This is a genomic window from Streptomyces sp. NPDC001852 (assembly GCF_042891825.1).
GTDB lineage: Bacteria > Actinomycetota > Actinomycetes > Streptomycetales > Streptomycetaceae > Streptomyces.
In genome coordinates, this window is the sequence record NZ_JBIATN010000010.1 from 92628 (window position 1) to 116664 (window position 24037).

The window sequence follows — 24037 nt, forward strand, 5'->3', positions numbered from 1 at the left end:
GCGACCGGCGGCGAGGACGGCGACCTGGTCCTCGCGCTGTGGGACAAGGCGCAGGCGGAGGACCAACTCACCGGGAAGGGCGAGGAGTTCGGGCCCACCGTGCGGGCGCTGACGGCCGCCATGCAGCAGGTCGGGTACGGCAACCTCAGCGGGCGCGGCCGGCAGGAGATGCGGGACACCGCGACGCGCACGGAACAGCGGCTGCCCACGCTGTTCGCGCGGATCGCCGACGAGGGCGAGAAGATCGACGTCGTCAGCTCTGAGCAGGGGCGGGCCGTGGACAGCGCGAACGAGTACACCGGCGCCCTCGCCGCCGCCGACCCGCGCTGAAGCCGCTGAGCGGGCCGACCCGCACCGACAAGGACCTGCTGTGCGCGCGGCAAGATGGCCGGAGACGCCGTTCAGGGCGGGCTGCCGTCCGATCGCCGAGGGCAGCGCGTTCTACGACCTGGACGAGCTGGAGCGCTGCTTCGGGCGGGCATGAGCGCGGGCGCCGGATGATCGGCTTCTGTACGATCCCGCCTCATGGTCATGGACATGGGGCGGGACGCGGTGCAGGACGTCGTGGAACTGAGATACCGGCCGGAGGCCGCGGACCTCACCTCGGCGCTGCGGGCGCGGCAGCGGGTGAGCCGGGTGGGGTGGATCTACCGGTGGACGCCCTTCGTGACGGGGTTCGCCGCCCTGACGGAGATCGTGCGGGCGATCCAAGGCAAGCACTTCTCGCCCGGCGTGCTGGCGTCGATGGTTGTCGCCACCCTGGCGCTGGCGCTGTCTCCCTGGTTGCAGGCGCGTGCTTTCCAGCGGGTCGCCGTGCGGCGGGGCCTGTTCCGAGTGACGGTGACGGGGCAGGGCGTGTCGGTGACGACCGACCACACCACGGCGTCGGGCACCTGGGCCGCACAGCCGCGTTACCGGGAGACGCGGCGCGTGTTCGTGCTCCTCAGCGACGACAAGAACGCCATCACCTTCACCATGCTCCCCAAGAGCGGCCTGACCGACCCGGCGGACATCGACCGGCTGAGGGCGATCCTGGACCGGAACATCCGGCGGGTATAGGAAGCTCAGCCGGCCTGCGTGGCGCAGTCCGCACACGTGCCGAAGATCTCCACCGTGTGGGCCACGTTGACGTACCCGTGCTCCGCCGCGATGGCCTCCGCCCACTTCTCCACGGCCGGGCCCTCCACCTCCACCGCCTTGCCGCAGGCACGGCACACGAGGTGGTGGTGGTGTTCACCGGTGCTGCAACGGCGGTAGACGGACTCGCCGTCGGACGTGCGCAGGACGTCGACCTCGCCGGCGTCGGCGAGGGACTGGAGGGTGCGGTAGACCGTGGTCAGGCCGACCGAATCGCCCTTGTGCTTGAGCATGTCGTGGAGCTCCTGCGCGCTGCGGAACTCGTCGACCTCGTCCAGGGCCGCCGCCACGGCGGCCCGCTGGCGGGTCGCGCGGCCCTTCACGGGCGGTCCAGCGGTCGTCACCGTTGCCTCCTCACGTCTTGCTTCTGCCCGGGCGGCCATTGTGCCAGCCCGGACTGTCAGCAGTCAGACGCCGATCTTGCTCTCGGCCTCTCGTGTGGCCGGAATCGAGCACTCCGCCGGATCCCCGGCGGGCCCGGCCGCGGCCGCCGTGCGGGCGCGTCGGCGGGCGAGCGGCGTGGCGAGGGCGGTCAGCGCGACGAACGCGGCGATGGTCAGCAGGACGATCGTCGCGCCGGGCGGCACGTCCTGGTAGTACGAGGTGATCGTGCCGCTGACGGTCACGGCCACCCCGATCGCGACCGCGATCACGAAGGTCGCCGTGAAGCTGCGGGTGAGCTGCTGCGCCGCCGCCACGGGTACGACCATGAGCGCGGACACCAGCAGCAGGCCGACCACGCGCATCGCGACCGTGACCGTGACCGCCGCCGTGACCGCCGTCAGGAGGTTGAGCGCGCGCACGGGCAGGCCCGTGACCCGGGCGAACTCCTCGTCCTGGCTGACCGCGAACAACTGGCGGCGCAGACCGAGGGTGACCAGCACCACGAACGCGGCGAGCAGGCAGATCGACACGACGTCGGACTGCGACACCGTCGACAGCGAGCCGAACAGGTACGTCGCCAGGTTCGCGTTGGAGCCCGTCGGCGCGAGGTTGATGAACATCACGCCGCCGGCCATACCGCCGTAGAAGAGCATCGCGAGGGCGATGTCGCCGCGGGTCCTGCCGTACCAGCGGATCAGTTCCATCAGGACCGCGCCGAGGACCGAGACGGCCGTCGCCATCCACACGGGGGACGTCGACAGCAGGAAACCGAGGCCGACACCCGTCATCGCCACGTGGCCGATGCCGTCACCCATCAGGGCCTGGCGGCGCTGGACCAGGTAGATGCCGACCGCGGGCGCCGTGATGCCGACCAGGACGGCGGCGAGCAGCGCCCGTTGCATGAAGGCGTAGTTGAGGAAGTCCATCAGCTGAGCAGTCCCGTCCGCAGAGGTTCGGAACCCGCGGGTGCGTGCGGGTGTACGTGGTCGTGGCCGGGGAGTGCGTGCTGGCCGACGGCGTGCGGGGGCGGGCCGTCGTGCAGGACACAGCCGTCGCGCAGGACGACCGCCCGGTCGATCAGGGGCTCCAGGGGGCCCAGTTCGTGCAGCACGAGCAGGACCGTCGTACCGGAGTCGACCTGCTGCTTCAGCGTGCGGGCGAGCACCTCCTGGCTGGCCAGATCGACGCCGGCCATCGGCTCGTCCATGATCAGCAGTTCGGGCTCGGCGACAAGGGCGCGGGCGATCAGCACGCGCTGGTGCTGGCCGCCGGACAGGGCGTTCACCGAGTCCTTGGCGCGGTCGGCCATCCCGACCAGCTCCAGGGCCCGGTGCACGGCTTCCCGGTCGGCCCGGCGGAAGACGCCGAAGCGGGTGCGGGACAGGCGCCCGGACGACACGATCTCGGTGACCGTCGCGGGCACGCCGCCCGCCGCCGTCGTGCGCTGCGGCACGTACCCCACGCGCGCCCAGTCGCGGAAGGCGCGGCGCTCGGTGCCGAACAGCTCGATCGTGCCGCCGCTGACCGGGACCTGGCCGATGATCGTGCGGATCGCCGTGGACTTGCCGGAGCCGTTGGCGCCGAGCAGCGCGACGACCTCGCCGCGGCCGACGGTGAGGTCGATGCCCCGGAGCACGGGACGCGCGCCGAGTTCGGCGGTGACCCCGCGCAGGGATATGACGGGTTCGCTGGTCATCTCGTGTCCCCTCACTTGGCGCCCAGCGCCTGCCGGAGCGCCTTGAGGTTGGCCTCCTGGACGGAGAAGTAGTCCCTGCCGCGGGACTTGGCGGTGATGCCCTCGATCGGGTCGAGGACGTCCGTCGTCAGGCCGGCGTCGTTCGCGATGGTCTTCGCGGTCTTGTCGCTGACGAGCGTCTCGTAGAAGACGGTGGAGACGCCGTCGGCCCTGGCCATGGTCTCCAGGTCCTTCACGCGCGCGGCGCTGGGCTCGGACTCGGGGTCGAGGCCGGCGATGGCCTCCTCGGTCAGGCCGTAGCGCTCGGCGAGGTAGCCGAAGGCGGCGTGGGTGGTGATGAAGACCTTGGTCCTCGTGTGCGCCAGGCCGTTCCTGAACCGCGCGTTCAGGTCGTCGAGCTGCTTGACCAGGGCCGCGGTGTTCTTCCGGTAGCCGGCGGCGTGCTTCGGGTCGGCCTTCTCGAAGGCCTTGCCGACGCCCTCGGCGACCTCGGCGTAGCGCACCGGGTCGAGCCAGATGTGCGGGTCCTTGCCCGCGGACTCCTCGTTCTTGTGGGTGTCGTGCGCGGCCGCGTGGCCGCCGACCTCGTTGCCGTGCTGCTCCAGCGTGGTGAGGGAGGCCGCGTCGACCTTCGTCTTCACCGGGGACTGGGCCACCGCGTCGTCCACGGAGGGCTGGAGGTTCTTCAGGTAGAGGACCGCGTCGGAGTCCTGGAGCGAGGCGATCTGCCGGGGGCTGATCTCCAGGTCGTGCGGCTCCTGGCCGGGGGAGGTGAGACTGGTGACGTGGACGTGGTCCCCGCCGATCCGCTCGGCGAGGAAGGCCATGGGGTAGAAGGACGCGACGACGTCGAACTTGCCGGTGTTCGCCGCCTCCGCCCTGTCGCCGGAGCAGGCCGTGAGGGTGCCGAGGCCGAGGGCGGTCACGGCGGTGAGCGCGGCGGTGGGTATGAGGCGTCGTCGTACGTTCATGACAGTCATTTTCATCTAACATGGAAACCGTTGTCAAAAAAGGCCGGTAGGCGCCCGGTGAGAGCCCGGGAGGCGGGTCCGGGGAGGGGGCCGATTTGGTCCGGGGGGAGCCTGCGCCGGTAACCTGAATCATTCGCTGGAAGCATCTCGCTTCAACGCCCGTCGTCGTAATGAAGAGAGCACCGTGGCCGCCGACAAGATCGACACCATCGTCAGCCTGAGCAAGCGCCGTGGCTTCGTTTTCCCGTGCAGTGAGATCTACGGCGGACAGCGTGCCGCCTGGGACTACGGACCGCTGGGTGTCGAGCTCAAGGAGAACATCAAGCGTCAGTGGTGGCGCTACATGGTGACGTCGCGCGAGGACGTGGTCGGTATCGACTCGTCCGTCATCCTGGCCTCCGAGGTCTGGGTCGCCTCCGGCCACGTCGCCACCTTCACGGATCCGCTGACCGAGTGCACCGCGTGTCACAAGCGGTTCCGCGCCGACCACCTGGAAGAGGCGTACGAGGAGAAGAAGGGCCACGCCCCGGCGAACGGCCTGGCCGACATCAACTGCCCGAACTGCGGCAACAAGGGCCAGTTCACCGAGCCCAAGCAGTTCTCCGGTCTGCTCTCGACGCACCTCGGCCCGACCCAGGACAGCGGCTCCGTCGCCTACCTGCGCCCCGAGACCGCCCAGGGCATCTTCACCAACTTCGCCCAGGTGCAGACCACCTCGCGCCGCAAGCCGCCGTTCGGCATCGCCCAGATGGGCAAGTCGTTCCGCAACGAGATCACGCCGGGCAACTTCATCTTCCGCACCCGCGAGTTCGAGCAGATGGAGATGGAGTTCTTCGTCAAGCCGGGCGAGGACGAGAAGTGGCACGAGTACTGGATGGAGCAGCGCTGGAACTGGTACACCGGCCTGGGTCTGCGCACTGAGAACATGCGCTGGTACGAGCACCCGAAGGAGAAGCTCTCCCACTACTCCAAGCGCACCGCCGACATCGAGTACCGCTTCCAGTTCGGCGGCTCGGAGTGGGGCGAGCTGGAGGGTGTCGCCAACCGGACCGACTACGACCTCGGCGCCCACTCCAAGGCCTCCGGCCAGGACCTCTCCTACTTCGACCAGGAGGCCGGCGAGCGCTGGACGCCGTACGTCATCGAGCCGGCGGCGGGTGTGGGCCGCACCATGCTGGCCTTCCTGCTCGACGCCTACGTCGAGGACGAGGCGCCGAACGCCAAGGGCAAGATGGAGAAGCGGACCGTGCTCCGCCTGGACCACCGTCTGGCCCCGGTGAAGGTGGCCGTGCTGCCCCTGTCCCGCAACCCCGAGCTGTCCCCGAAGGCCAAGGGCCTCGCCCAGGCGCTGCGGCAGCACTGGAACATCGAGTTCGACGACGCGGGCGCCATCGGCCGCCGCTACCGCCGTCAGGACGAGATCGGCACGCCGTACTGCGTGACCGTCGACTTCGACACGCTCGAGGACAACGCCGTCACGGTGCGCGAGCGTGACTCGATGAAGCAGGAGCGGGTGTCTCTCGACCAGATCGAGGGGTACCTGGCCGGCCGCCTGCTCGGCTGCTGACCCCCGCTGTCCCCGAGGTCCCGGGGGCTCTGGCCCCCGGACCCCCGGCCTGCGCCCACCCACCACCCGACTCGGTCGGCCGGAGGGTGGGCGTTCTGGGTTGGGGGACCCCCCGCGTCATGACCTGGCCGCCGCCACCCCCGCGCTGTCCATGTAGTCCCGGACCCGCGTGAGCAGGCCGTCGTGGACGTGGAGGACCAGGAGGCCGGGGACGCTGAAGGAGGCGCCGGTAGCCGGCAGGGCGCCCACCACCACCTGCTCCGCGACGATCACTCCCGGCTCGGTGGTCTCGTAGGTCGCGATCCTCCTGATCTCCTCCACCCGGGCGGGACTCGCTCCCCAGGCCGCCCGGTACCCCGCGCGCACCGCCTCGCGCCCCTCGAAGCGCGGGGGGAAGCCGGGGGAGGCGAAGGGGAACTCGTGCACCGCGTCCACGGTGTACAGGTCGGCGAGGTCGTCGGCGGACTTGTCGAGCATGGCCCGGTAATAGCGGTCCAGCACCTCGCGCGGGGTGCGTACGGCGGGTGACTGAGGCTCCGGCACGATCACTCCATTCGCTCAACAGGTGTTGAGTGAGACAACCTAGGCCTCCGCCGGGCGCTCGGTCAACGACTGTAGAGTGAACCCGTGCCCACCCCTCACCAGAGCCGTGCCGAGCGCCGCCGGGCCACCGAGGCGCGCATCCTGGACCGGGCGCGGGAACTGTTCGCCGAGAAGGGGTTCGACCGCACCACCATCCGCGCCGTGGCGAGCGCGGCGGGCGTCGATCCGGCGCTGGTCATGCAGTACTTCGGTGCCAAGCGCGAGCTGTTCACCCGTGCCGTGCAGGCCGTTCCCGCGCCGCCGGCGGCCACCGACGCCGACGCGCTCGTCGATCAGTTGCTGGCCACGCTCGGCCTCAAGCTGGGCGGCCTCCCCGAGAGCGCGCTGGCCATGATGCGCTCCATGCTCACCGACCCGGCGGCCGCCGAGCACGCCCGCGAGACCCTGGGCCGGCAGATCGACGGCGTCGGCGGCGCGCTGCCCGGGGCCGAGGACCGTGAGCTGCGCGCCGCGCTGGTCGTCACCACCCTGCTGGGCGTCACGATCGGCCACCAGCTGCTCGGCCTGGCCCCGCTGCGTGACGCACCCGCCGACCGCGTGGCCGCCCTGCTGCGACCGGCGATCGAGGCGCTGACGGAACCGGCGGGCTGACGGCGGTGCCGGTCAACGGTGCTGCAGGGCCTTCACGTTGTCGCCGAAGGTCCAGTTCTTCGACCCGTCCCAGTTGATCGACCAGGTCATCAGGCCCTTGAGGGACGTGCCGTAGTGGTTCCAGGCCTGGGCGACGAGGGACGGCGACAGGTAGCCGCCGCCCGCGCCGGGCTGGGCCGGCAGGCCCGGGACCTGCTTGTCGTACGGCACCCTGACGGTCGTGCCCTGGACCACCAGGCCCTTGTTCAGGCAGTCCGTCTGGGCGGTGAAGCCCTCGACCGTGCCGGCCGAGTACGAGTCGCCCGAGCAGCCGTACATGCTGCCGTTGTAGTACTGCATGTTCAGCCACCACAGTCTGCCGTTGTCGGCGTACTTCTTGATGATCGGCAGGTAGGCGCCCCAGATCGAGCCGTAGGTGATGCTGCCGCCTGTGACGTACGCGGTCTCCGGGGCCATCGTCAGGCCGAAGTCCGACGGCATCTGCGCCAGAACGCCGTCGATGATGCGGATCAAGTTGGCCTGGGAAGTGGACAGTTGGCTGATGTTCCCGCTGTTCGTCAGGCCGGTCTCGATGTCGATGTCGATGCCGTCGAAGTTGTACTTCTTCAGGATCGGGACGATCGTCGAGACGAAACGGTCGGCCACGGCGGTCGAGTTCAGGTCGATGCCGGCCGCCGCGCCGCCGATGGAGAGCAGGATCGTCCGGCCCGCCGCCTTCGCCGCGCACATCTCCGCGGGCGTCGCCACCTTCACGCCCGTGTCCATGCCGTCCTCCCACAGGGCCGTGCCGTCGGAGCGGATGACGGGGAATGCCGCGTTGATCACGTTGTAACCGTGCGCGGGGATACGGGAGTCGGTGATCGGGGTCCAGCCGAACGGCGGGTGGACGCCGTTGGCGGAGCCGTCCCAGTTCTCCCAGTAGCCCTGGAGCACCTTTCCGGCCGGTCGCGACTTCACCGCGCAGGTGTCGGCGGCGGAGGCGGTGGGGGCGGTGGCGATGCCCAGGGGGATGAGGACGGCCGTGGTGAGCGCGGTGGCGAGCAGGCGTCTGATCATGCGAGGCCCTCCCGGTGGGGGTGCGGTGAGGTGTCGTAGCCATGACAGTGAAGAGGTCCAGACCTTTCGTCAATAGGTCTGGACCAAACTGACATCTATGGAATGACAGATATTGAAATCTGTCATCTGTCATGACAGGGTGGAGCCATGACGATGCGAACCCGAACCCTCGGAACCACCGGCCCCCTCACCTCCGCACTCGGCCTCGGCTGCATGGGCATGTCCGCCCTCTACGGCGACGCCGACCGCGCCGAGTCCGTCGCGACCATCCACGCCGCCCTGGAAGCGGGCGTGACCCTGCTGGACACCGGCGACTTCTACGCCATGGGGCACAACGAGATGCTCATCGGCGAGGCCCTGCGCACCGCCCCGGCCGCCCTCCGCGAGCGGGCCCTGACCAGCGTGAAGTTCGGCGCCCTGCGCGACCCGGAGGGCAACTGGAGCGGCTACGACGGCCGCCCCGCCGCCGTGAAGAACTTCGCCGCCTACTCCCTGCAGCGCCTCGGCGTCGACCACATCGACGTCTACCGGATCGCCCGCCTCGACCCGGACGTGCCGATCGAGGAGACCGTCGGCGCGATCGCCGAACTGATCGAGAAGGGGTACGTCCGGCACGTCGGCCTGAGCGAGGTCGGCGCCGAGACCATCCGCCGGGCCGCCGCCACCGCCCCCGTCTCCGACCTCCAGATCGAGTACTCGCTGATCAGCCGGGGCATCGAGCAGGACATCCTGCCGACCACCCGCGAGCTGGGCATCGGCGTCACGGCGTACGGCGTGCTGTCCCGCGGCCTGATCTCCGGCCACTTCTCCCGCGACCGGCAGCTGGCCGCGAACGACTTCCGCGCCCACTCGCCCCGCTTCCAGGGCGAGAACCTCCAGCACAACCTGAACCTCGTCGAGGCCCTGCGCAAAATCGCCGAGCAGAAGGGCGTGAGCGTCGCGCAGATCGCCATCGCCTGGGTGCTCTCCCGCGGGGACGACATCGTTCCACTCGTGGGGGCCCGTACCCGGGAGCGGCTGGGCGAGTCGCTGGGCGCGCTGGACGTCACCCTGGAGGCGGCCGACCTGGCGGCGATCGAGGAGGCCGTGCCGGCGGACGCGGCGGCCGGCGACCGCTACCCGACCGCGCAGATGGCACACCTCGACAGCGAGCGCTGACCATGGCTGCGGGTACGGTCTAAGGCATGGCACCGCCCTCTGAGACCCTGACCGCCGAGCGCATCCTCGAAGCCACCGAGGAGGTGCTGCGCCGCCACGGCCCGGCCAAGGCCACCGTGGTCGACGTGGCCCGCGCGCTCGGCGTCAGCCACGGCAGTGTCTACCGGCACTTCCGCACCAAGGCGGCCCTGCGCGAGGCGGTCACCAAACGCTGGCTGGACCGGACGTCGGAGAAGCTCGCCGGGATCGTCGTGGCGGACGGCACTGCCGAGGAGCGGCTGCGGACCTGGCTGGCGGCGCTGTTCGAGGCCAAGCGGCACAAGGCGGGCGACGATCCCGAACTCTTCGCCACCTACACGGTGCTGACCGACGAGAACGGCACGGCGGTCGGCGAGCACATCGCCGACCTGACCGGCCAGTTGACCCGGATCATCGCGGACGGGGCCGGGTCGGGCACCTTCCCGGTGCCCGACCCGGCCGCCGCGGCCCGAGCCGTCTTCCAGGCCACCGGCCGCTTCCACGACCCCTGCTACGCCCGGGAGTGGACCACCCCCGGTGTCGACGAGGAGTTCACGGCTGTGGTGGACCTGCTGGTACGGGGTCTCAGCTCACCGTCACGGTGACCGGCGAGGAGTGCAGCGAGCCGGACCTGGTCGCCACCCGCACGTGATGGGTGCCGCTGGTGGTGAAGGTCCGCTTGATCGTGTAGCGGCCGTTGTTGCCGACCACCGTCCTGTAGTTGAGCGTGGTCCACTTGCCGTTCTCCTGGTGCTGGAGCACCAGCGTGGAGCCGCGTCTCAGGCCCGTGACCCGGCCGGTGAACACCACCGTGTTCCCGACCTTGATGGCCGTGCGGTTGGCCGCGACGGTGATCGAGCCCATCGCGGCCGGCGTCCGCGACGGTTTCATGGTCGGCCTGCCGGTGCGGGTCACCGAGGGCCTGGCCGTCGGCATGCCGGTGCGAGTGGGCGTCGGCCTGCCGGTGCGGGTGGGCGAGGGGGTGGGGGTCTGAGTGCTGGTCGCTGCGAAGGCTCCGGTCGTACCGCCGGAGAGCAGCACCACGGAGAGGACGCCGGCACCGAGCGTGCGGCCGTAGCGGTGGTGGCGGAGTTCGGAGTTCATGTTCATCTCCTGTCGATCGCTCGATCGGACGCCTTCCAGGCTGACCCGACTTCGCTCCGTCGGCCACTCGAGACGCTCGGTAACCATCGTCCCACTCAGGCAACCTCGCAGGTCAGCGGGGGTGTCCGGGCCTTTTGCGGGCCCGTGCGATCAACGGGAGGGCTGCCGGGCCGCCGCCGGATCGACCGTCGCCTGATGGGCCTCGGCCAGATGCTCCTCCGCCTTCAGCCACGGCAGGAACTGGGCGCCTCTGCGCCAGCCGCACGTGTCGCATCTGATCGTGCGCTGCACCCCCGTGCGCTGGACCCGGACGACGTGCTCCCGGCCGTGCTGGTCCCAGCGGCTGACCTTGCTCGTGCTGTTGTCCTGCGCCATCACGCCTCGCGCCTCCTCGGCTCCTGTGGCACATACAGGCCGGGACAGGAGTGTGCAGCAAGACGAACATCAACAGGGGGAGCTTCACGCGGAGTTGTCCAAGCCGTGGCCCGGCCCCGGTCGCCTCACCCGACCTCGCGCGGCAGCCGCAGGCTGAGCAGCCCGGTCAGCACCACCCCGGCCAACTGCACCAGCAGCGTGGTGACCAGCGCGTCCCGCATGCCCATGCGCGGCACGAGGGTGAGGAACAGGGTGCCGAGCGTGGCCACACCGAGGGCGAGTGCCGACTGCTGGGTGGTGACCATCACACCGCTGCCGACCCCGGCCCGGGCGGGCGGCACCTCGGACATCACGATCCGGAAGACATTGGGCAGTTGGAGCGCCTGCCCGGCACCGGCCACGGCGGCGCCGGGGAGCAGCGAGCCGAAGTCCAGGTGCGGCCAGTCGCGCCAGGCGGCCAGCACGATCAGCAGCACGCCCACGCCCTGCACCACCGAGCCGGCGGTGACGACCCGGGTGCCGTGACGGGCGGTCAGCCGGGGCCCGGCGAGGGAGGTGAACAGGAACACCACGGCCATCGGCGCGAGCGCGAGCCCGGCCGCGACCGGACCGAGCCCGGCGCCCTGCTGCAGCGCCAGCGCGATGACGAACATGAACCCGCTGAAGCCGATGGAGAACGGCAGGATCAGTGTCAGACCGCGCCGCAGCGAGGCCAGCGCCAGCAGGCTCGGCGGCACCAGCGGGGTCCGCCCCGCCCGGTCGGCCCGCCGCTCCACGGTCCAGAAGGCGCCGGCGGCGAACGGGAACGCCGCCAGCGACAGCCAGGTCCACAGCGGCCAGCCCGCGGCCCGGCCCTCGGTGAGCGGGGCGAGCAGCGTCAGCAGGGACACCGCGAGCAGGACCGTGCCGGGCCCGTCGACGGGCTCGGGGTGCTGCGACCGGGTCTCGGGCACGACCCGCACGGCGAGGACCAACCCCAGCACGACCACGGGCACGTTGACGAGGAACACCGCGCGCCAGCCGGTTCCGGCGACATCGGCGGCGACGAGCACCCCGCCGAGTATCTGCCCGGCGACCATGGACAGTCCGGCGGTCGCGCCGTACAGGCTCATGGCCTTCGCGCGGCGCGCGCCGCGGGTGGTGGCCTGGATGGTGGCGAGCACCTGCGGCAGCATCGCGGCGGCCGAGGCGCCCTGCGCGACCCGTGCCGCGACCAGGCTCCAGGCGCCGGGCGCCAGCCCGCAGGCCAGCGAGGTCAGCCCGAACGCGGCCATCCCGCCGAGGAACAGCCGGCGCCGTCCGAACAGGTCCCCGAGCCGCCCGCCGAGCACCAGCAGCACGGCGTACGCGACCCCGTAGCCGGCCACGACCAGCTCCAGCACGGACTCGCTCGCGGCGAGGTCGGAGCCGATGGCCGGCAGGGCGACGTTGACGATGAAGAAGTCGACGAGCGGCAGCGCCGCGGCCAGCAGTACGGTGAACAGCCCTGGCCCGCCGAGTGCGGGCGGTGCGGCCGTCGTGCGGACGGCCGGGGTGGTGACGGTTTCACTCATGTCCCCGAGCCTGCGCGACCGCACAGACTGGTACCAGAGTGTCCTGATCCTGGTACCGGAACTACCTGGCAACAGGATGACGGGACAGGCACCCTGGAACCATGACCACCATGGCCACGGACCGCAAGACGACCGCCCCGCAGCCCACGCGCCGGGGCTCGGAGATCCGGCGGCACGAGCTGGCCGCGTTCCTGCGCAGCCGCCGCGAGCGCATCAGCCCCGAGCAGGTGGGCCTGCCGCGCGGGTCCCGGCGCCGTACGCCCGGACTGCGCCGGGAGGAGGTGGCGCAGCTGTCCGCGGTCGGCGTCACCTGGTACACGTGGCTCGAACAGGCCCGCGACATCCAGGTCTCCGTGCAGGTGCTGGACGCCCTGGCCCGCACCCTGATGCTGGACGCGAGCGAACGCGCCCACCTCTTCCAGCTGGCCGGCACCACCGACCCGACCCCCGCCGCGAGCTGCGCGAGCGTCACCCCTGCCCTGCGCGCGATGCTGCGCCAGCTGGAGCCGATCCCGGCCTGCATCCAGAACAGCCGGTACGACATCCTCGCCTACAACCTCACCTACGGCCGCCTCCTCGGCGACCTGGCCGCCGTACCGGCGGAGGACCGCAACTGCATCCTCCTCACGTACACGAACGAGGACTGGCAGTCCTCGGTCGTCCACCTGGAGCAGACCCAGCGCCTGATGGCCGCCCGCCTGCGCGCCTCCATGGCCGGCCACCTCGGCGAGCCGGCCTGGAAGATGCTCCTGAAGCGGCTGACGGCGGAATCCCCCAAGTTCCGGGAGAACTGGGAGCGTTACGAGGTGGTCGCGGCCCGCACCAAGACCAAGGAGTTCCTCAACGCCCATGTCGGCCACCTCAAGCTGGAGCACACGGACCTGTGGCTGAGCCCCGAACAGGGCGCCCGCATGGTGACGTACACCCCGGCCGACGAACAGACCCGCGAACGCCTGGAGAGGCTGTACGACATCGCCCGCGGGGCCGTTGCCGGGGGCTGACCCGCTCAGCCGCGGCCCGAGGTTCCCACGGTCTGGCGGATCTCAGCGGACTCCAGGGTCTCGGCCGTGCGCTCCGCGGTGCGGTGGGCCCAGCGGCCGCTGGTGAGGATGCCGAGGAGGAGGACGGCCAGGCCGCAGACGGTGAGGATCCACCAGCCGGGGCGGGCCGCGGAGACGAAGGCCTGCTTCATGGGCGACGAGCCGATCCCGGAGGCCAGGACAGCGCCGACCACCGCCACGCCGAGCGTCTGGCCCAGTTGCCGGCTCGTGGAGGCGACCGCGGCGGCGACCCCGGCCTGGGCGCGCGGCATGCCGGAGACCGCCGTGTTGGTGATCGGCGCGTTCACGAAGCCGAAGCCGATGCCGAACAGGACGTAACCGACGAGCAGGCCGGCGTTCGACGTCTCCGCCTCGAAGGCCGCGAAGAGGACGCCGCTCGCCGTCATCGCCGTACCGGCGACCAGGAGCGGGAGGCGGGGGCCGCGGCTGCCCACCAGGCGGCCGGACAGCGGGGCGCACAGGAAGGTCGGCGCGGCCATCGGGAGCATCCACAGGCCCGCGTGCAGGGCGTTGAGACCGCGGACGTTCTGCAGGTACAGCGTGGACAGGAAGAGGAAGCCGCCCAGCGCCGCGAACGCGCTGATCGCGATCACCGTGGCGCCGCTGAACGGAGCCGAGCGGAAGAAGCGCAGGTCGATGAGGGGTTCGGCGCGGCGGGGCTCGTACGCGAGCAGGGCGAGGAGGGCCGCGAAGGCGATCGCGAAGAAGGGGGCCACCGCGGCCGGGCCGGAGTCCGGCGCCTCGATGATCGCGTACGTCAGCGAGCCGAACAGGGCGATGACCAGGAGCTGGCCGACGGGGTCGGGGCGGCGGGCCTTCGGTGCGCGGGACTCGGGGACGAAGCGGAGGGTGAGCAGGAGGGCCGCGAGACCGACCGGGAGGTTGACCCAGAAGATCGAGCGCCAGCTCACCGACTGCACCAGCAGGCCGCCGACCAGCGGACCGGCCGCCATCGATATGCCGACCACCGCACCCCAGACGCCGATCGCGCGGGCCCGCTCCCGGGCGTCGGTGAAGGTGTTGGTGATGATCGACATGGCGACCGGGTTGAGCATCGAGCCGCCGACCGCCTGCACCATGCGGAACACCACGAGCAGGGTCAGGCTCGGAGCCACGGAGCAGAGGACGGAGCCGATGGTGAACACCGTCAGGCCGGTCAGGAACACCCGCTTGCGGCCGATCCGGTCGGCGGTCGAGCCGGCCAGCATCAGCAGCGAGGCGAGGACGAGCGTGTAGGCGTCGATGGTCCACTGCAGGCCTGAGGTGGAGGCGTGCAGATCGCGCTGCAGGGACGGCAGCGCCACGTTCAGCACGGTGTTGTCCAGGCTCACGATCAGCAGGCTCATGCAGCAGATCGCGAGCACGAGGAGACGACGGCGGTGGCTCAGCTCGGGCATGACTTCATCGTACGCTTACTTCGATAGTGCGTCTAACTAATAGTGTTCCTAAATAGGGTTCCTAAATGATGTGCGATACACGATCATCGTGGTCGCCGCTGGCCGGCGGTCATCCCAGTACCCGGGGCGGCCGGAGGCCAAGCACCCGGTCACGCCACCGACTCTCGAGCGGTGCCCAGCCGGGTACCAGACGGTGCTCATCCAGGTACCGGCACCAACTGGAACCGGCATACGACGGCACGGCACCCTTGATCCATGAGCACCGCAGCGACCATCGCGGCACCGGAGCGGACGGGGGAGCAGCACGTACGCCGCCGGGAACCGGCCGCCTTCCTGCGCAGCCGCCGCGAGCGCGTCGCCCCGGAACAGGTCGGCCTGCCGCGCGGCCCGCGCCGCCGCACCCCGGGCCTGCGCCGGGAGGAGGTCGCGCAGCTCTCCGCGGTCGGCGTCACCTGGTACACCTGGATCGAGCAGGCCCGCGCCACCCAAGTCTCCGCGCAGGTGCTGGACGCCGTCGCCCGCGCCCTGCTCATGGACCCCGCCGAGCGCGCCCACCTCTTCGCCCTGGCCGGGACCACCGACCCGCGCACCGACCCCGAGTGCCCGGTCGCCTCCCAGTCCGCGCGGAAGATCGTCGAACGGCTCGCGCCCTACCCGGCCTCGCTGCAGAACGCCCGCTACGACGTCCTCGCCGCCAACCGCCCCTACGCCCAGCTCTTCGGCGACCCCCTCGACCTGCCCCCGGCCGACCGCAACTGTCTGTGGCTGCTGGCCACCAGCCGGCGCTGGAGGCGGGACTTCCTCGACCGGGACGAGATGCTGCGCGACCTGATCGCCAAGTACCGGGCGGCATGGCCGAGCATGTGGCCGAGCCCGCGTGGAAGGAGCAGCGGGACCGGCTGCTGGCGGCCTCCGAGGAGTTCCGCGAGCTGTGGGAACGGCACGAGGTCGCGCCGATGTCCCCGCACGTCAAGCGGTACCGGCACCCGGTGGTCGGCCTGGTCCGCCTGGAGCACCGCACCATGTGGCCGGCCCCGCGGTCCCCGGTCCACCGGGTGGTCGCGTACGTCCCCGCCGACGAGGAGAGCGAGGAGCGGCTGGAGCGGCCGGCCGAGCTGTCGGCGGAGTGAGGGACAATGGGTGCCTGCCCTGTGCTGTACGTCCGTCCCGGAGTCGTCTGATGACCCACCCGCTGTCCATCGGCCCGCACGCCGTGACGCCGCCCGTCGTGCTCGCACCCATGGCGGGGATCACCAACGCGCCCTTCCGCACGCTGTGCCGTGAGTTCAGCGGGGGCAAGGGGCTGTTCGTCAGCGAGATGATCACGACCCGGGCGCTGGTCGAGCGCAACGACAAGACCATGCAGCTGATCAGGTTCGACGCGAGCGAGCAGCCGCGTTCGATCCAGCTGTACGGCGTCGACCCGGCGACCGTCGGCAAGGCCGTCCGCATGATCGCGGAGGAGGACCTGGCCGACCACATCGACCTGAACTTCGGCTGCCCCGTCCCCAAGGTGACCCGGAAGGGCGGCGGCTCCGCCCTTCCCTACAAGCGGAACCTGCTGCGGGCGATCCTGAAGGAGGCCGTGACCGGTGCCGGTGACCTCCCCGTCACCATGAAGATGCGCAAGGGCATCGACGACGACCACATCACCTACCTCGACGCCGGCCGCATCGCCGTCGAGGAGGGCGTCACGGCCATCGCCCTGCACGGCCGTACGGCGGCCCAGCACTACGGCGGTACGGCGGACTGGGACGCCATCGCCCGCCTCAAGGAGCACGTCCCGGAGATCCCGGTGCTCGGCAACGGCGACATCTGGTCGGCCGATGACGCGCTGCGGATGGTGCGGGAGACCGGCTGCGACGGGGTGGTCGTGGGCCGCGGCTGCCTCGGCCGCCCGTGGCTGTTCGCGGACCTCGTGGCGGCCTTCGAGGGGCGTACGTCCTTCGCGCGCCCGGCGCTGCGCGAGGTGGCCGACGTCATGGTCCGGCACGCGACCCTGCTCGGCGAGTGGATCGGCGACGAGTCCAAGGGCGTGGTGGACTTCCGCAAGCACGTCGCCTGGTACCTGAAGGGCTTCGCGGTCGGCTCCGAGATGCGCAAGCGGCTCGCGATCACCTCGTCGCTGGCCGAGCTGCGGGCCGGGCTGGACGAGCTGGACCTCGACCAGCCGTGGCCGGCCGGCGCGGACGGTCCGCGCGGCCGTACGTCCGGCAACAACCGGGTGGTGCTGCCGGACGGCTGGCTGAAGGACCCGTACGACTGCGCGGGGGTCAGCGAGGACGCGGAGCTGGACACCTCGGGCGGCTGATCAGTTCGTCTTCGGGTGCGGTGTCGAGCCGAACGCCGTCAGGAAGCGGTCGCGGAAGGCACTCATCTTCCACACGGGGGCGTTGTGGGCGGGGCGCAGGCCGTCGGTCCAGTTCCAGCTCGCGATCCTGTCGAGGACTTTCGGGTCCTTGGCGACGATCGAGACGGGTACGTCACGGCTGGCGTGGTTGCCACTGGCGTGGGCGTTCGGCTGGTGGTCGCCGAGGAAGACCAGCACGGTGTCCTTGGTGCCGTACCGCTCCAGCCATTCGGTCAGCGCCGTCACCGTGTACTGGACGGACTTGCCGTACTCCTCCTTGGTGTGCGTGTCGTCGGTGAGCGTGTAGGAGGAGGGGTGGCCGGCCTTCTCGATGGAGTCGAAGACCGAGCCGTCTCCCAGCTGGTCCCAGCCCACCATCTTCGGGATCGGCGCCCAGGGCGTGTGGCTGGAGGTCAGGATGAGCAACGACATCCGTGACTTGCCGTCGGCGGGCTTCGTGCGGTGCACCCGGTCCTGGAACTGCTGGAGCGTGTACTGGTCCGGCATGGTCGACCAGCTGAACTTCGGTCCCTTGTAGCCGAGTTCGAAGGCGTTGTACACCTTGTCCAGGCCGTACCACTTCTGCTCCGGCCACGCCTTCTGCACGCCCGGCATGACCCCGACCGTGTCGAAGGCGCCCGTCTTCTTGAACGCGTCGGTCAGGCTCATGTGGTCGCTCGCCATGACCGTGCGGTAGCGCTGCTGGTTGCTGATCCACAGGCCCGACATGGTGGTGGAGTGCCCGAGCCAGCTGCTGCCGCCGTAGGTCGCCGAGGTCAGCCAGCCGCTCCTGGCGTGGAAGCCGGCCTTGGCCAGCGCCTTGGTGCGGGCGTCGAGGGTGGCGTCGACCCCCGGCGCCATGATCGGGTCCTCGACGGCGCTGCGGCCGTAGCTCTCGATGAACGTGAAGACCATGTCCTTGCCCCGCAGATCCGGGACCAGCTGGCTGCCCGGTGTGTTCCCGAAGGCGTCGACCCTGGCCACCTTCCGGAACTCCGCCTCGTCCTTGAGCGTGTCGGAGATCCGGTGCGCCTGGTCCTTCAGGGCGTTCGCGGTGCTGTCGGCGGCGAGCGGCACACCGGACAGTTGCAGGCCGAGCGAGGAGCAGGTGATCCACACGACCCCGGCGACCAGCGTGCCCCGGGTCGCGGCAGCGGGGTACCGGGCGAGCAGATTGCTCAGCCGGACCATGGACAGCGCCATCAGCGTGAAGAGCAGCAGCACGAGGACGATCACACCCGCCACGGCGACGAGGGTGGTCGCACGGCCGTAGGAGTCCTCCAGATACGACTCCGCGTCGCCGAACAGACTCCAGTCGAGCACGACGTTGAAGCCACGGCCGAGGTACTGGTTGAACCCCGCGTCGAGCAGGTTCAGCAGGGTCATCGCGGCCAGCGCGACCCCGGACACCACGGCCAGCGCCACCCGTGGCCGACGCGGCAGCGCGATCATCACGGCGGCCCCGATCACGGCCTCCGCCGGTATCCGCACAAACCTTGAAGGGTGCAGCTCGGTCATGGAGTTGGGCGTCACCAGCGCGGCGACGACGAGCATGGCGGCGAGCACGGTGACGGTGACGGACAGCGCCTGCGCACCGGTCGGATGCGCCACCCGCCACCGCCGTATCCACCCAGCCGTCATGGCCCAGGGCCGGGGGAAGGACCGGGACGCGAGCACGGGCGCGGGGATCTCCTCTTCGCCGCCCTCGACCGTGCTCGTCGCCTGCCGCGTACTCATGTCCTGAGACAACCCGAAGGTCCTTCCGTGCGAGACCCGTATCGCAGTCGAGTACGGTCCCGCGCAGGCAGCGGTTCAGGGCACTGAGCAAACACCGGGCAAATACAGCACCTAAGCCCCGCCCACCGCCGTCAGCAGAGCGAGCGGCGCCGCAGCCGACCGAGCCTCCCGCACACACGCATGCGGACAGGGAACCGGCTCCGGATGCGTGTCCCTCCCGTACCCGGCGAGGACCTCCGGCAGCCGGCACCCCGCCACCGTCGCCGCGTCGACCAGCGAACGCGCCACCGCACGGGCCTCGTCATGCAGCCCGTACCGCGCAAGACCCAACGTGATCAGCGCGTTGTCGTGCGGCCACACGGAACCCCGGTGATAGGAGAGCGGATGGTACGCCGCCTGCCCCGCGGCCAGCGTCCGCACGCCCCACCCGGAGAAGAAGTCCGGCTCCAGCAGCCGCCGGCCCACCACCTCGCCGTACTCCTTGTCCAGCAGTCCCGACCACAGCAGATGCCCGGCGTCGGAGGCCAGCGCGTCGATCCGGCGGCCCTCGCCGTCCAGCGCGAGCGCCGGGAAGGAGTGCTCCGGCATCCAGAAGTCCCGCTGGAACCGGTCCCGGAGATCGGCGGCGGCCTGCTCCAGCAGCGCGCCGTACGTCTCGTCGCCCCACACCGTCCGCGCCAGCCACGCCGTGCGGCGCAGCGCGTCGTACGCGTACCCCTGCGCACCCGCCGCCATCACCGCGCCGGTGGGCCGGGTGCCGTCGGCGCAGCAGATCGCGCCGGGGGAGTCCTTCCAGTTCTGGTTGGCGAGGCCGCCCTCGTCGGCGCGGTAGACGAGGTAGCCGCGCGTGGTCAGGCCGCCGTGGTCCAGCATCCAGCCGACGGCGGCACGCGCGTGCGGCTCCAGGCGCGCCGCCGGGCCGGTGTCCCCGGTCTGCTCGACGTACGCGCCGAGCAGGATGAGGAACAGCGGGGTCGCGTCGACCGAGCCGTAGTACCGCCGGAACGGCACCTGCCCGAAGTGCGCCAGCTCGCCGTGGCGTACCTCGTGCACGATCTTGCCGGGCTGGGCCAGCGGGGACGGGCTGCTGCCGGTCGCCTGGGTCGCGGCGAGCGCGGGGAGCGTGGCGGCGGCCAGTTCCGGGCGGTAGGGCAGCGCGAACAGGGACGTGAGCAGGGCGTCCCGGGCGAGGAGGGCGAGGAACCAGGGGGCGCCGCCGGCCGGGACGCGCAGTGCCTCGCCGTCGGGCCCGCGCGCCGGCACCTGGAGCACGGCCAGGTCGGCCAGGCCCCGCTCACAGGCCGCCGCCAGTTCCGGCCAGCCGGTCGGGAAGGCCACACCTTCCGCGAACTCCCCTTCGCGTGCGCGGAGTTGTTCGTGCACGGCCGCCGGGTCGCGCGGCACGCGCAGGGCGCGCTTCTCGCCGTGCGGCCGGGCCATCACCCGGAGCACCAGCTCGGTCGTGCCGTGCGGCGCCAGGTCGAGGGTCCACACCAGGCGGCGGGCACCCGTGCCGGTCTCCTCCACGGCATCGGGCGGCGGGTCGGCGGTGATGGTCGTACGGGACTGCCATTCGGCGCGCCGGTAGGTGAACTCGATGCCGTCGTCGAGGACTTCACGGGAGCGTACGGCGCCGGGCTTGGCGTAGGTGCGGTGGTCGCAGCGGAGTTCGAACTGGTCGGTGAAGTCGGCGTCGGCGGTGATGGCGAGCCGGACCGTGGTCGGCACCGGGCGGTTGCTGGTCACCCGGAGCGATTCGGCGAACGAGCTGTCGCCGACGGCCTGTTGGCGGAAGAGGGTGTGGGCCGGAGGCTCCTGCCGGCCGCCGCGCGGGACCAGCACACAGCAGGCCGCGTCGCCGTCCGTGACCGGGGTGAGCACCTCGGGCACCGCGCCGTCGACGGTGAGCTGCCAGCGGCTGAGGTGCCGGGCGTCCCGTACGAACAACCCGTCCGGGGAGCCGCTGCCCCGGACCCCGCTGATGTCGCCCCGGTCGCCCACGGCGGCGAACGTCGCCCCGTGCACGAGCAGATGATGCCGGTCCGTCATCGCCGGTGCCCTCCTTCGTCACTCCTGTCGAACGTGCCGCCGCCCGTGCGGGACACGGTGTGCCCGGGGGGCTTGGAAAGCTCTTTGTGCAGGCCTTTGTGCAGGCCTTGGTGCAGCTCGTGGTGCAGGTCGAGGGCGAGCGCGGCGGTCCAGCCGAAGCCGGTCGCGCCGCAGGCCTCGCCGGTGTACGGGTCGACGTACTCCGCGAAACCGGTGGCTTCGGCGAGCTGCAGCACGGCCGCGCGCAGCGCGTCGGCCCGCTCCCGCTCGCCGTGCGCCCGCAGGCCCCGCTCCAGCAGCCAGCTCGTGTTGAACCAGGCCGGGCCGCGCCAGTACCGGTGCGGGTCGAAGGCCTCGCCGAGGAGGTCGTAGCTGGGCACGAGCCGGGTGCGCCCGCCGAGCCCGAAGTGCGGCCCGCTCAGCGTCCGCACGAGCGCGGCGGCGATCTCGCGGGGCAACTCGGGGAGGATGAGCGGAACGAGTCCGGAAACACCGCGCTCGGGGATGAGACCGGGGCCGGCCTGTGCGGGTGTCGGGCCGGCGGTGCTGCGCTCCGGGACCGGACCGGAGCTGCCCCGCTCGCGGTCCGGGCCGGACGCAGCCCGCTCGTGGATCTGCCTCCCGCCCGGCGCAGCGTCCCGCAGGTCCCGGCACAGGAACATCCCGTACGACGGGTCCCACAGCCGCTCCACCAGCACCTGGGTCAGCCGTTCGGCGCGGGTGTGCCGTGCGGTGCCGGCCGCGCCCAGTTCCTGGGCGATCCGGGCCAGCGCGTGTTCGGAGGCGATGAGCAGGGCGTTGAACGCCGGGTCCTCCACGGCGAACTCCCCGCCGCCGTCGGCATAGCCCGCGTCCCGGTAGTCGGCGGCCAGCCGCACGTACCGTCCGTAGTCCAGATCCGTCGGCCGGTCCTCCGGCGCCCCGTGGGCGAGGTCGGCGCGGCGGAAGGAGCGGGCCGGGGCCGGGTTGATCCGGGCCAGCGGGGCGTCCCAGCAGGGGCTGTTGTCCATCCCCTGCTCCCAGGGGTGGACCACGGACACCAGCCCCGCGCCGCCCAGGTCCCGGCGGTGCAGCAGATAGCGGTGCCAGGCGGCCAGCCGCGGGTACACCCGGGCCAGGAAGCCGCGGGCGTGCGACAGCCCCGGGTCGGCGAGGTGCACCAGCCAGGCCGCGAGCGCGTGTACCGGTGGCTGCACGATCCCCGACGTCTGTACCGTGCGCGGGGCGCCCGCCCTGCGACCGGCGGTGGAGGAGCGCCAGAAGTCGGGGCTGGGGAAGTAGGCGTCGAGGGGCACGGAGGGGTTGAAGACGATGTGCGGGACGCGCCCGTCGGCCCACTGGGCGGCCAGCAGCGTCTCCAGCTCGGTCTGGGCCCGCAGCGGCGAGACGTGCCTGAGGCCGATCGCGATGAACGCCGAGTCCCAGGACCACTGGTGCGGATACAGGCTCCGGGAGGGGACCGTCGAGCCGCCCGTCCAGTTCGCGTCGAGCACCTGGGCCGCCCGGAGGTGCAGGGACGTGCCGGAGACCGGCGGATCACCCGCGGTCTCGTACGGCGAGGGCTTCGCGGACTCCGCGGGACGGACGGTGAGCTGCGTGCTGCTGCGATCCACTCGGGACTCCCCGAAGACGAAGACGCCCGGCCGGGCCGACCGGGTTTGGTGGTAACCGTCGTAGAGTTACGTCTATTTAACACGCAAAACCCAATATGTAATGCAGGCTTGAGGAACACAAGGGGGTGCGCATGACCGAACATCCGGCAAGAGTCGGGAGGGCCGGCGGTCCGGCCGGTGCCGGAGAGCTCCTCGAACTGGTCCGCAGCGGGCGGGCGGTGACGCGTGGTGCGCTGCAGCAGGCGACCGGACTGTCCCGGGCGACCGTCGGCCAGCGCCTGGACCGCCTCTTCCGGGCCGGCTGGCTGCGCGAGGGCGCCGGCGGCCCGGTCGGCTCACCGCTCGGCGGCCGCCCCTCCATCACCCTGGAGTTCGACGACTCCCACGCCGTCGTCCTCGCCGCCGACCTCGACACCCGGCATGCCCGCGCGGCCGTCCTGACGCTGACCGGCGAGATCCTCGCCGAGCACTCGGGGACCCTGGTGATCGGGGACGGCCCGGAGGCCGTACTGTCCGAACTGGGGCGCTGGCTCGGCGAGTTGCTGGTGAAGGCCGGGCGTCCGGCGGCGGAGGTCTGCGGCATCGGGCTCGCCGTGCCCGGCCCGGTGGACACCGGGACCGGACGCGTGGTGCAGCCGCCGATGATGCCGGGCTGGGACGGCTACGACATAACCGGCCGCCTCTCCCGCGCCTTCACCGAGCACACGGGCGCCCCGGCCGTCCCCGTCCTGGTCGACAACGACGCGAACCTGATGGCGTACGGCGAACAGCGCGCCGGACACCCCGACTGCGCGGCCTTCGTGCTGGTCAAGGTGTCCACGGGCATCGGCGCCGGGGTGGTCGTGGACGGCTCGGTCTACCGGGGCATCGACGGCGGCGCCGGCGACATCGGGCACATCCGGGTCGGTGCGGACGCGCTGTGCCGCTGTGGTTCGCACGGCTGTCTCGCCGCCGTCGCGAGCGGGGGCGCCGTGGCCCGGCGGCTGGCGGAGAGCGGGGTGCCGGCCGCCTCCGGCGCGGACGTACGGGATCTGCTGGCCGCCGGGCATCCGCAGGCGGCGGCGCTGGCCCGGGAGGCCGGGCGGCGGGTCGGTGACGTGCTGGCGACGGTGGTGACCCTGTTGAACCCCGGGGTGCTGATGATCGCGGGCGATCTGGCCGGAACCCCCTTCCTCACCGGCGTCCGGGAACTCCTCTACCAGCGGGCGCTGCCGCGCTCCACGGCCCACCTCGACGTCGTGACCTCCCGGTTGGGGGAGCGGGCCGCGCTCATAGGAGCGGGGGCGCTGGTCGTGGAACACCTCTACGCGCCGGAGCGGGCCGAGGAGCGGCTGCGGGCGCTGGGCGTCTGACCGGGCCGGTGACAGGGGTCCGACGGGGCCGTTCCGGGCGTGTGACGTGGGTGTTTCCGGGTACCGGGAAGCGGTCCGCATGGTGAAATCCGGCGGGCTGTGGCAGCGTGATTCTCGCCACCCTTGATAAGGGTTGCGCTCAGATGAGCGGATCATGGGCGACTGCACTTCTCCAAGGGGTGGCACTGGGTGCCACCCCTTGATCGTTCATCGATCGAAATCAGACGTGCGGGATGGCCGCTCATCTGAGCAAAAACCCCGGGCT

22 protein-coding genes and 1 pseudogene are annotated in these 24037 nt (G+C 71.5%); 10 read left to right on the top strand and 13 right to left on the bottom strand.

Annotated elements, in window-relative coordinates:
- Positions 1–36: 36 nt before the first annotated feature.
- Complete coding sequence (locus tag ACFYZB_RS18950; protein ID WP_388760134.1) at positions 37–330, top strand: histidine-type phosphatase; 294 nt, start codon at positions 37–39, stop codon at positions 328–330.
- 195 nt (positions 331–525) lie between these two features.
- Entirely contained in the window at positions 526–1059 is a 534-nt protein-coding gene (locus ACFYZB_RS18955) for a YcxB family protein (RefSeq protein ID WP_388759678.1), read from the top strand.
- Positions 1060–1064: 5 nt separating this feature from the next.
- Here ACFYZB_RS18955 and ACFYZB_RS18960 read toward each other — a convergent pair whose 3' ends face one another.
- The 4 genes from ACFYZB_RS18960 to ACFYZB_RS18975 all read right to left on the bottom strand — a co-directional run bounded on the left by ACFYZB_RS18960 (position 1065) and on the right by ACFYZB_RS18975 (position 4188).
- Positions 1065–1481 carry a Fur family transcriptional regulator gene (locus ACFYZB_RS18960; protein WP_388759680.1) on the bottom strand — a complete coding sequence of 139 codons (417 nt, stop codon included), beginning with the start codon at positions 1479–1481 and terminating at the stop codon, positions 1065–1067.
- Between the two features lie 63 nt (positions 1482–1544).
- The gene (locus ACFYZB_RS18965; RefSeq protein ID WP_388759683.1) at positions 1545–2447 is read right to left on the bottom strand and encodes a metal ABC transporter permease; all 903 of its coding nucleotides are present in this window, start codon (positions 2445–2447) and stop codon (positions 1545–1547) included.
- Positions 2447–3217 carry a metal ABC transporter ATP-binding protein gene (locus ACFYZB_RS18970; protein ID WP_388759687.1) on the bottom strand — a complete coding sequence of 257 codons (771 nt, stop codon included), beginning with the start codon at positions 3215–3217 and terminating at the stop codon, positions 2447–2449. The genes ACFYZB_RS18965 and ACFYZB_RS18970 overlap by 1 nt, the downstream gene beginning before the upstream one ends.
- 11 nt (positions 3218–3228) lie before the next feature.
- Positions 3229–4188, bottom strand: coding sequence for a metal ABC transporter substrate-binding protein (locus ACFYZB_RS18975; RefSeq protein ID WP_388759690.1), 960 nt, complete (start codon positions 4186–4188; stop codon positions 3229–3231).
- 184 nt (positions 4189–4372) lie between these two features.
- Between ACFYZB_RS18975 and ACFYZB_RS18980 the strand changes: the two genes are divergently transcribed.
- Positions 4373–5755, top strand: a complete 1383-nt coding sequence (locus tag ACFYZB_RS18980) for a glycine--tRNA ligase (RefSeq protein ID WP_351203141.1) — start codon at positions 4373–4375, stop codon at positions 5753–5755.
- Between the two features lie 117 nt (positions 5756–5872).
- Here ACFYZB_RS18980 and ACFYZB_RS18985 read toward each other — a convergent pair whose 3' ends face one another.
- Positions 5873–6298, bottom strand: coding sequence for a nuclear transport factor 2 family protein (locus tag ACFYZB_RS18985; protein ID WP_388759693.1), 426 nt, complete (start codon positions 6296–6298; stop codon positions 5873–5875).
- A gap of 84 nt (positions 6299–6382) precedes the next feature.
- Here ACFYZB_RS18985 and ACFYZB_RS18990 point away from each other — a divergent pair, with 84 nt between their 5' ends.
- Complete coding sequence (locus tag ACFYZB_RS18990) at positions 6383–6949, top strand: TetR family transcriptional regulator (RefSeq protein ID WP_388759696.1); 567 nt, start codon at positions 6383–6385, stop codon at positions 6947–6949.
- Positions 6950–6961: 12 nt separating this feature from the next.
- Here ACFYZB_RS18990 and ACFYZB_RS18995 read toward each other — a convergent pair whose 3' ends face one another.
- The gene (locus ACFYZB_RS18995) at positions 6962–8005 is read right to left on the bottom strand and encodes a chitinase (RefSeq protein ID WP_388759698.1); all 1044 of its coding nucleotides are present in this window, start codon (positions 8003–8005) and stop codon (positions 6962–6964) included.
- Between the two features lie 147 nt (positions 8006–8152).
- Here ACFYZB_RS18995 and ACFYZB_RS19000 point away from each other — a divergent pair, with 147 nt between their 5' ends.
- A complete protein-coding gene (locus ACFYZB_RS19000; RefSeq protein ID WP_388759700.1) occupies positions 8153–9163 on the top strand; it encodes an aldo/keto reductase in 1011 nt (336 codons plus the stop codon).
- A 26-nt stretch (positions 9164–9189) separates the two neighbouring features.
- Positions 9190–9786 carry a TetR family transcriptional regulator gene (locus tag ACFYZB_RS19005; RefSeq protein WP_388759703.1) on the top strand — a complete coding sequence of 199 codons (597 nt, stop codon included), beginning with the start codon at positions 9190–9192 and terminating at the stop codon, positions 9784–9786.
- Here ACFYZB_RS19005 and ACFYZB_RS19010 read toward each other — a convergent pair.
- From ACFYZB_RS19010 to ACFYZB_RS19020, 3 genes are all read right to left on the bottom strand, one after another.
- Positions 9767–10285, bottom strand: a complete 519-nt coding sequence (locus ACFYZB_RS19010; RefSeq protein ID WP_388759705.1) for a hypothetical protein — start codon at positions 10283–10285, stop codon at positions 9767–9769. The genes ACFYZB_RS19005 and ACFYZB_RS19010 overlap by 20 nt on opposite strands.
- Before the next feature lie 150 nt (positions 10286–10435).
- The gene (locus tag ACFYZB_RS19015) at positions 10436–10660 is read right to left on the bottom strand and encodes a hypothetical protein (RefSeq protein ID WP_388759708.1); all 225 of its coding nucleotides are present in this window, start codon (positions 10658–10660) and stop codon (positions 10436–10438) included.
- Positions 10661–10785: 125 nt separating this feature from the next.
- On the bottom strand, positions 10786–12213 hold the full coding sequence (locus ACFYZB_RS19020; RefSeq protein ID WP_351203155.1) for an MFS transporter: 1428 nt from the start codon (positions 12211–12213) through the stop codon (positions 10786–10788).
- Positions 12214–12314: 101 nt separating this feature from the next.
- Between ACFYZB_RS19020 and ACFYZB_RS19025 the strand changes: the two genes are divergently transcribed.
- On the top strand, positions 12315–13214 hold the full coding sequence (locus ACFYZB_RS19025) for a helix-turn-helix transcriptional regulator (RefSeq protein WP_351203157.1): 900 nt from the start codon (positions 12315–12317) through the stop codon (positions 13212–13214).
- Positions 13215–13219: 5 nt separating this feature from the next.
- Here ACFYZB_RS19025 and ACFYZB_RS19030 read toward each other — a convergent pair whose 3' ends face one another.
- Complete coding sequence (locus ACFYZB_RS19030; protein WP_351203159.1) at positions 13220–14671, bottom strand: MFS transporter; 1452 nt, start codon at positions 14669–14671, stop codon at positions 13220–13222.
- A 255-nt stretch (positions 14672–14926) separates the two neighbouring features.
- On the opposite strand from ACFYZB_RS19030, the pseudogene ACFYZB_RS19035 reads away from it, so the two are divergent.
- Both ACFYZB_RS19035 and dusB read left to right on the top strand, forming a co-directional pair.
- Positions 14927–15801, top strand: a pseudogene (locus tag ACFYZB_RS19035) (helix-turn-helix transcriptional regulator).
- Positions 15802–15851: 50 nt separating this feature from the next.
- Positions 15852–16982, top strand: coding sequence for a tRNA dihydrouridine synthase DusB (dusB, locus tag ACFYZB_RS19040; protein ID WP_388759711.1), 1131 nt, complete (start codon positions 15852–15854; stop codon positions 16980–16982).
- Here the strand turns inward: dusB and ACFYZB_RS19045 are convergent, their stop codons facing one another.
- The 3 genes from ACFYZB_RS19045 to ACFYZB_RS19055 form a co-directional block, all read right to left on the bottom strand.
- On the bottom strand, positions 16983–18758 hold the full coding sequence (locus ACFYZB_RS19045) for a CDP-alcohol phosphatidyltransferase (RefSeq protein ID WP_388759713.1): 1776 nt from the start codon (positions 18756–18758) through the stop codon (positions 16983–16985).
- A 111-nt stretch (positions 18759–18869) separates the two neighbouring features.
- Positions 18870–20807, bottom strand: a complete 1938-nt coding sequence (locus ACFYZB_RS19050) for a glycogen debranching N-terminal domain-containing protein (RefSeq protein WP_388759716.1) — start codon at positions 20805–20807, stop codon at positions 18870–18872.
- Entirely contained in the window at positions 20804–22420 is a 1617-nt protein-coding gene (locus ACFYZB_RS19055) for a hypothetical protein (RefSeq protein WP_388759718.1), read from the bottom strand. The genes ACFYZB_RS19050 and ACFYZB_RS19055 overlap by 4 nt, the downstream gene beginning before the upstream one ends.
- Before the next feature lie 131 nt (positions 22421–22551).
- On the opposite strand from ACFYZB_RS19055, the gene ACFYZB_RS19060 reads away from it, so the two are divergent.
- Positions 22552–23772: an ROK family protein gene (locus tag ACFYZB_RS19060; RefSeq protein WP_388759721.1), complete on the top strand. Its 1221-nt coding sequence runs from the start codon at positions 22552–22554 to the stop codon at positions 23770–23772.
- Positions 23773–24037: the final 265 nt, after the last annotated feature.

What these genes read in the sequence shown, in the direction of transcription:
- ACFYZB_RS18955 (WP_388759678.1), top strand. Translation starts at nt 526, where the DNA reads ATGGTCATGGACATGGGGCGGGACGCGGTGCAGGACGTCGTGGAACTG.
- ACFYZB_RS18965 (WP_388759683.1), bottom strand. Translation starts at nt 2,447, where the DNA reads ATGGACTTCCTCAACTACGCCTTCATGCAACGGGCGCTGCTCGCCGCC.
- ACFYZB_RS18970 (WP_388759687.1), bottom strand. Translation starts at nt 3,217, where the DNA reads ATGACCAGCGAACCCGTCATATCCCTGCGCGGGGTCACCGCCGAACTC.
- ACFYZB_RS18975 (WP_388759690.1), bottom strand. Translation starts at nt 4,188, where the DNA reads ATGAACGTACGACGACGCCTCATACCCACCGCCGCGCTCACCGCCGTG.
- ACFYZB_RS18995 (WP_388759698.1), bottom strand. Translation starts at nt 8,005, where the DNA reads ATGATCAGACGCCTGCTCGCCACCGCGCTCACCACGGCCGTCCTCATC.
- ACFYZB_RS19000 (WP_388759700.1), top strand. Translation starts at nt 8,153, where the DNA reads ATGACGATGCGAACCCGAACCCTCGGAACCACCGGCCCCCTCACCTCC.
- ACFYZB_RS19005 (WP_388759703.1), top strand. Translation starts at nt 9,190, where the DNA reads ATGGCACCGCCCTCTGAGACCCTGACCGCCGAGCGCATCCTCGAAGCC.
- ACFYZB_RS19010 (WP_388759705.1), bottom strand. Translation starts at nt 10,285, where the DNA reads ATGAACTCCGAACTCCGCCACCACCGCTACGGCCGCACGCTCGGTGCC.
- ACFYZB_RS19015 (WP_388759708.1), bottom strand. Translation starts at nt 10,660, where the DNA reads ATGGCGCAGGACAACAGCACGAGCAAGGTCAGCCGCTGGGACCAGCAC.
- ACFYZB_RS19020 (WP_351203155.1), bottom strand. Translation starts at nt 12,213, where the DNA reads ATGAGTGAAACCGTCACCACCCCGGCCGTCCGCACGACGGCCGCACCG.
- ACFYZB_RS19025 (WP_351203157.1), top strand. Translation starts at nt 12,315, where the DNA reads ATGACCACCATGGCCACGGACCGCAAGACGACCGCCCCGCAGCCCACG.
- ACFYZB_RS19030 (WP_351203159.1), bottom strand. Translation starts at nt 14,671, where the DNA reads ATGCCCGAGCTGAGCCACCGCCGTCGTCTCCTCGTGCTCGCGATCTGC.
- dusB (WP_388759711.1), top strand. Translation starts at nt 15,852, where the DNA reads ATGACCCACCCGCTGTCCATCGGCCCGCACGCCGTGACGCCGCCCGTC.
- ACFYZB_RS19045 (WP_388759713.1), bottom strand. Translation starts at nt 18,758, where the DNA reads ATGAGTACGCGGCAGGCGACGAGCACGGTCGAGGGCGGCGAAGAGGAG.
- ACFYZB_RS19050 (WP_388759716.1), bottom strand. Translation starts at nt 20,807, where the DNA reads ATGACGGACCGGCATCATCTGCTCGTGCACGGGGCGACGTTCGCCGCC.
- ACFYZB_RS19060 (WP_388759721.1), top strand. Translation starts at nt 22,552, where the DNA reads ATGACCGAACATCCGGCAAGAGTCGGGAGGGCCGGCGGTCCGGCCGGT.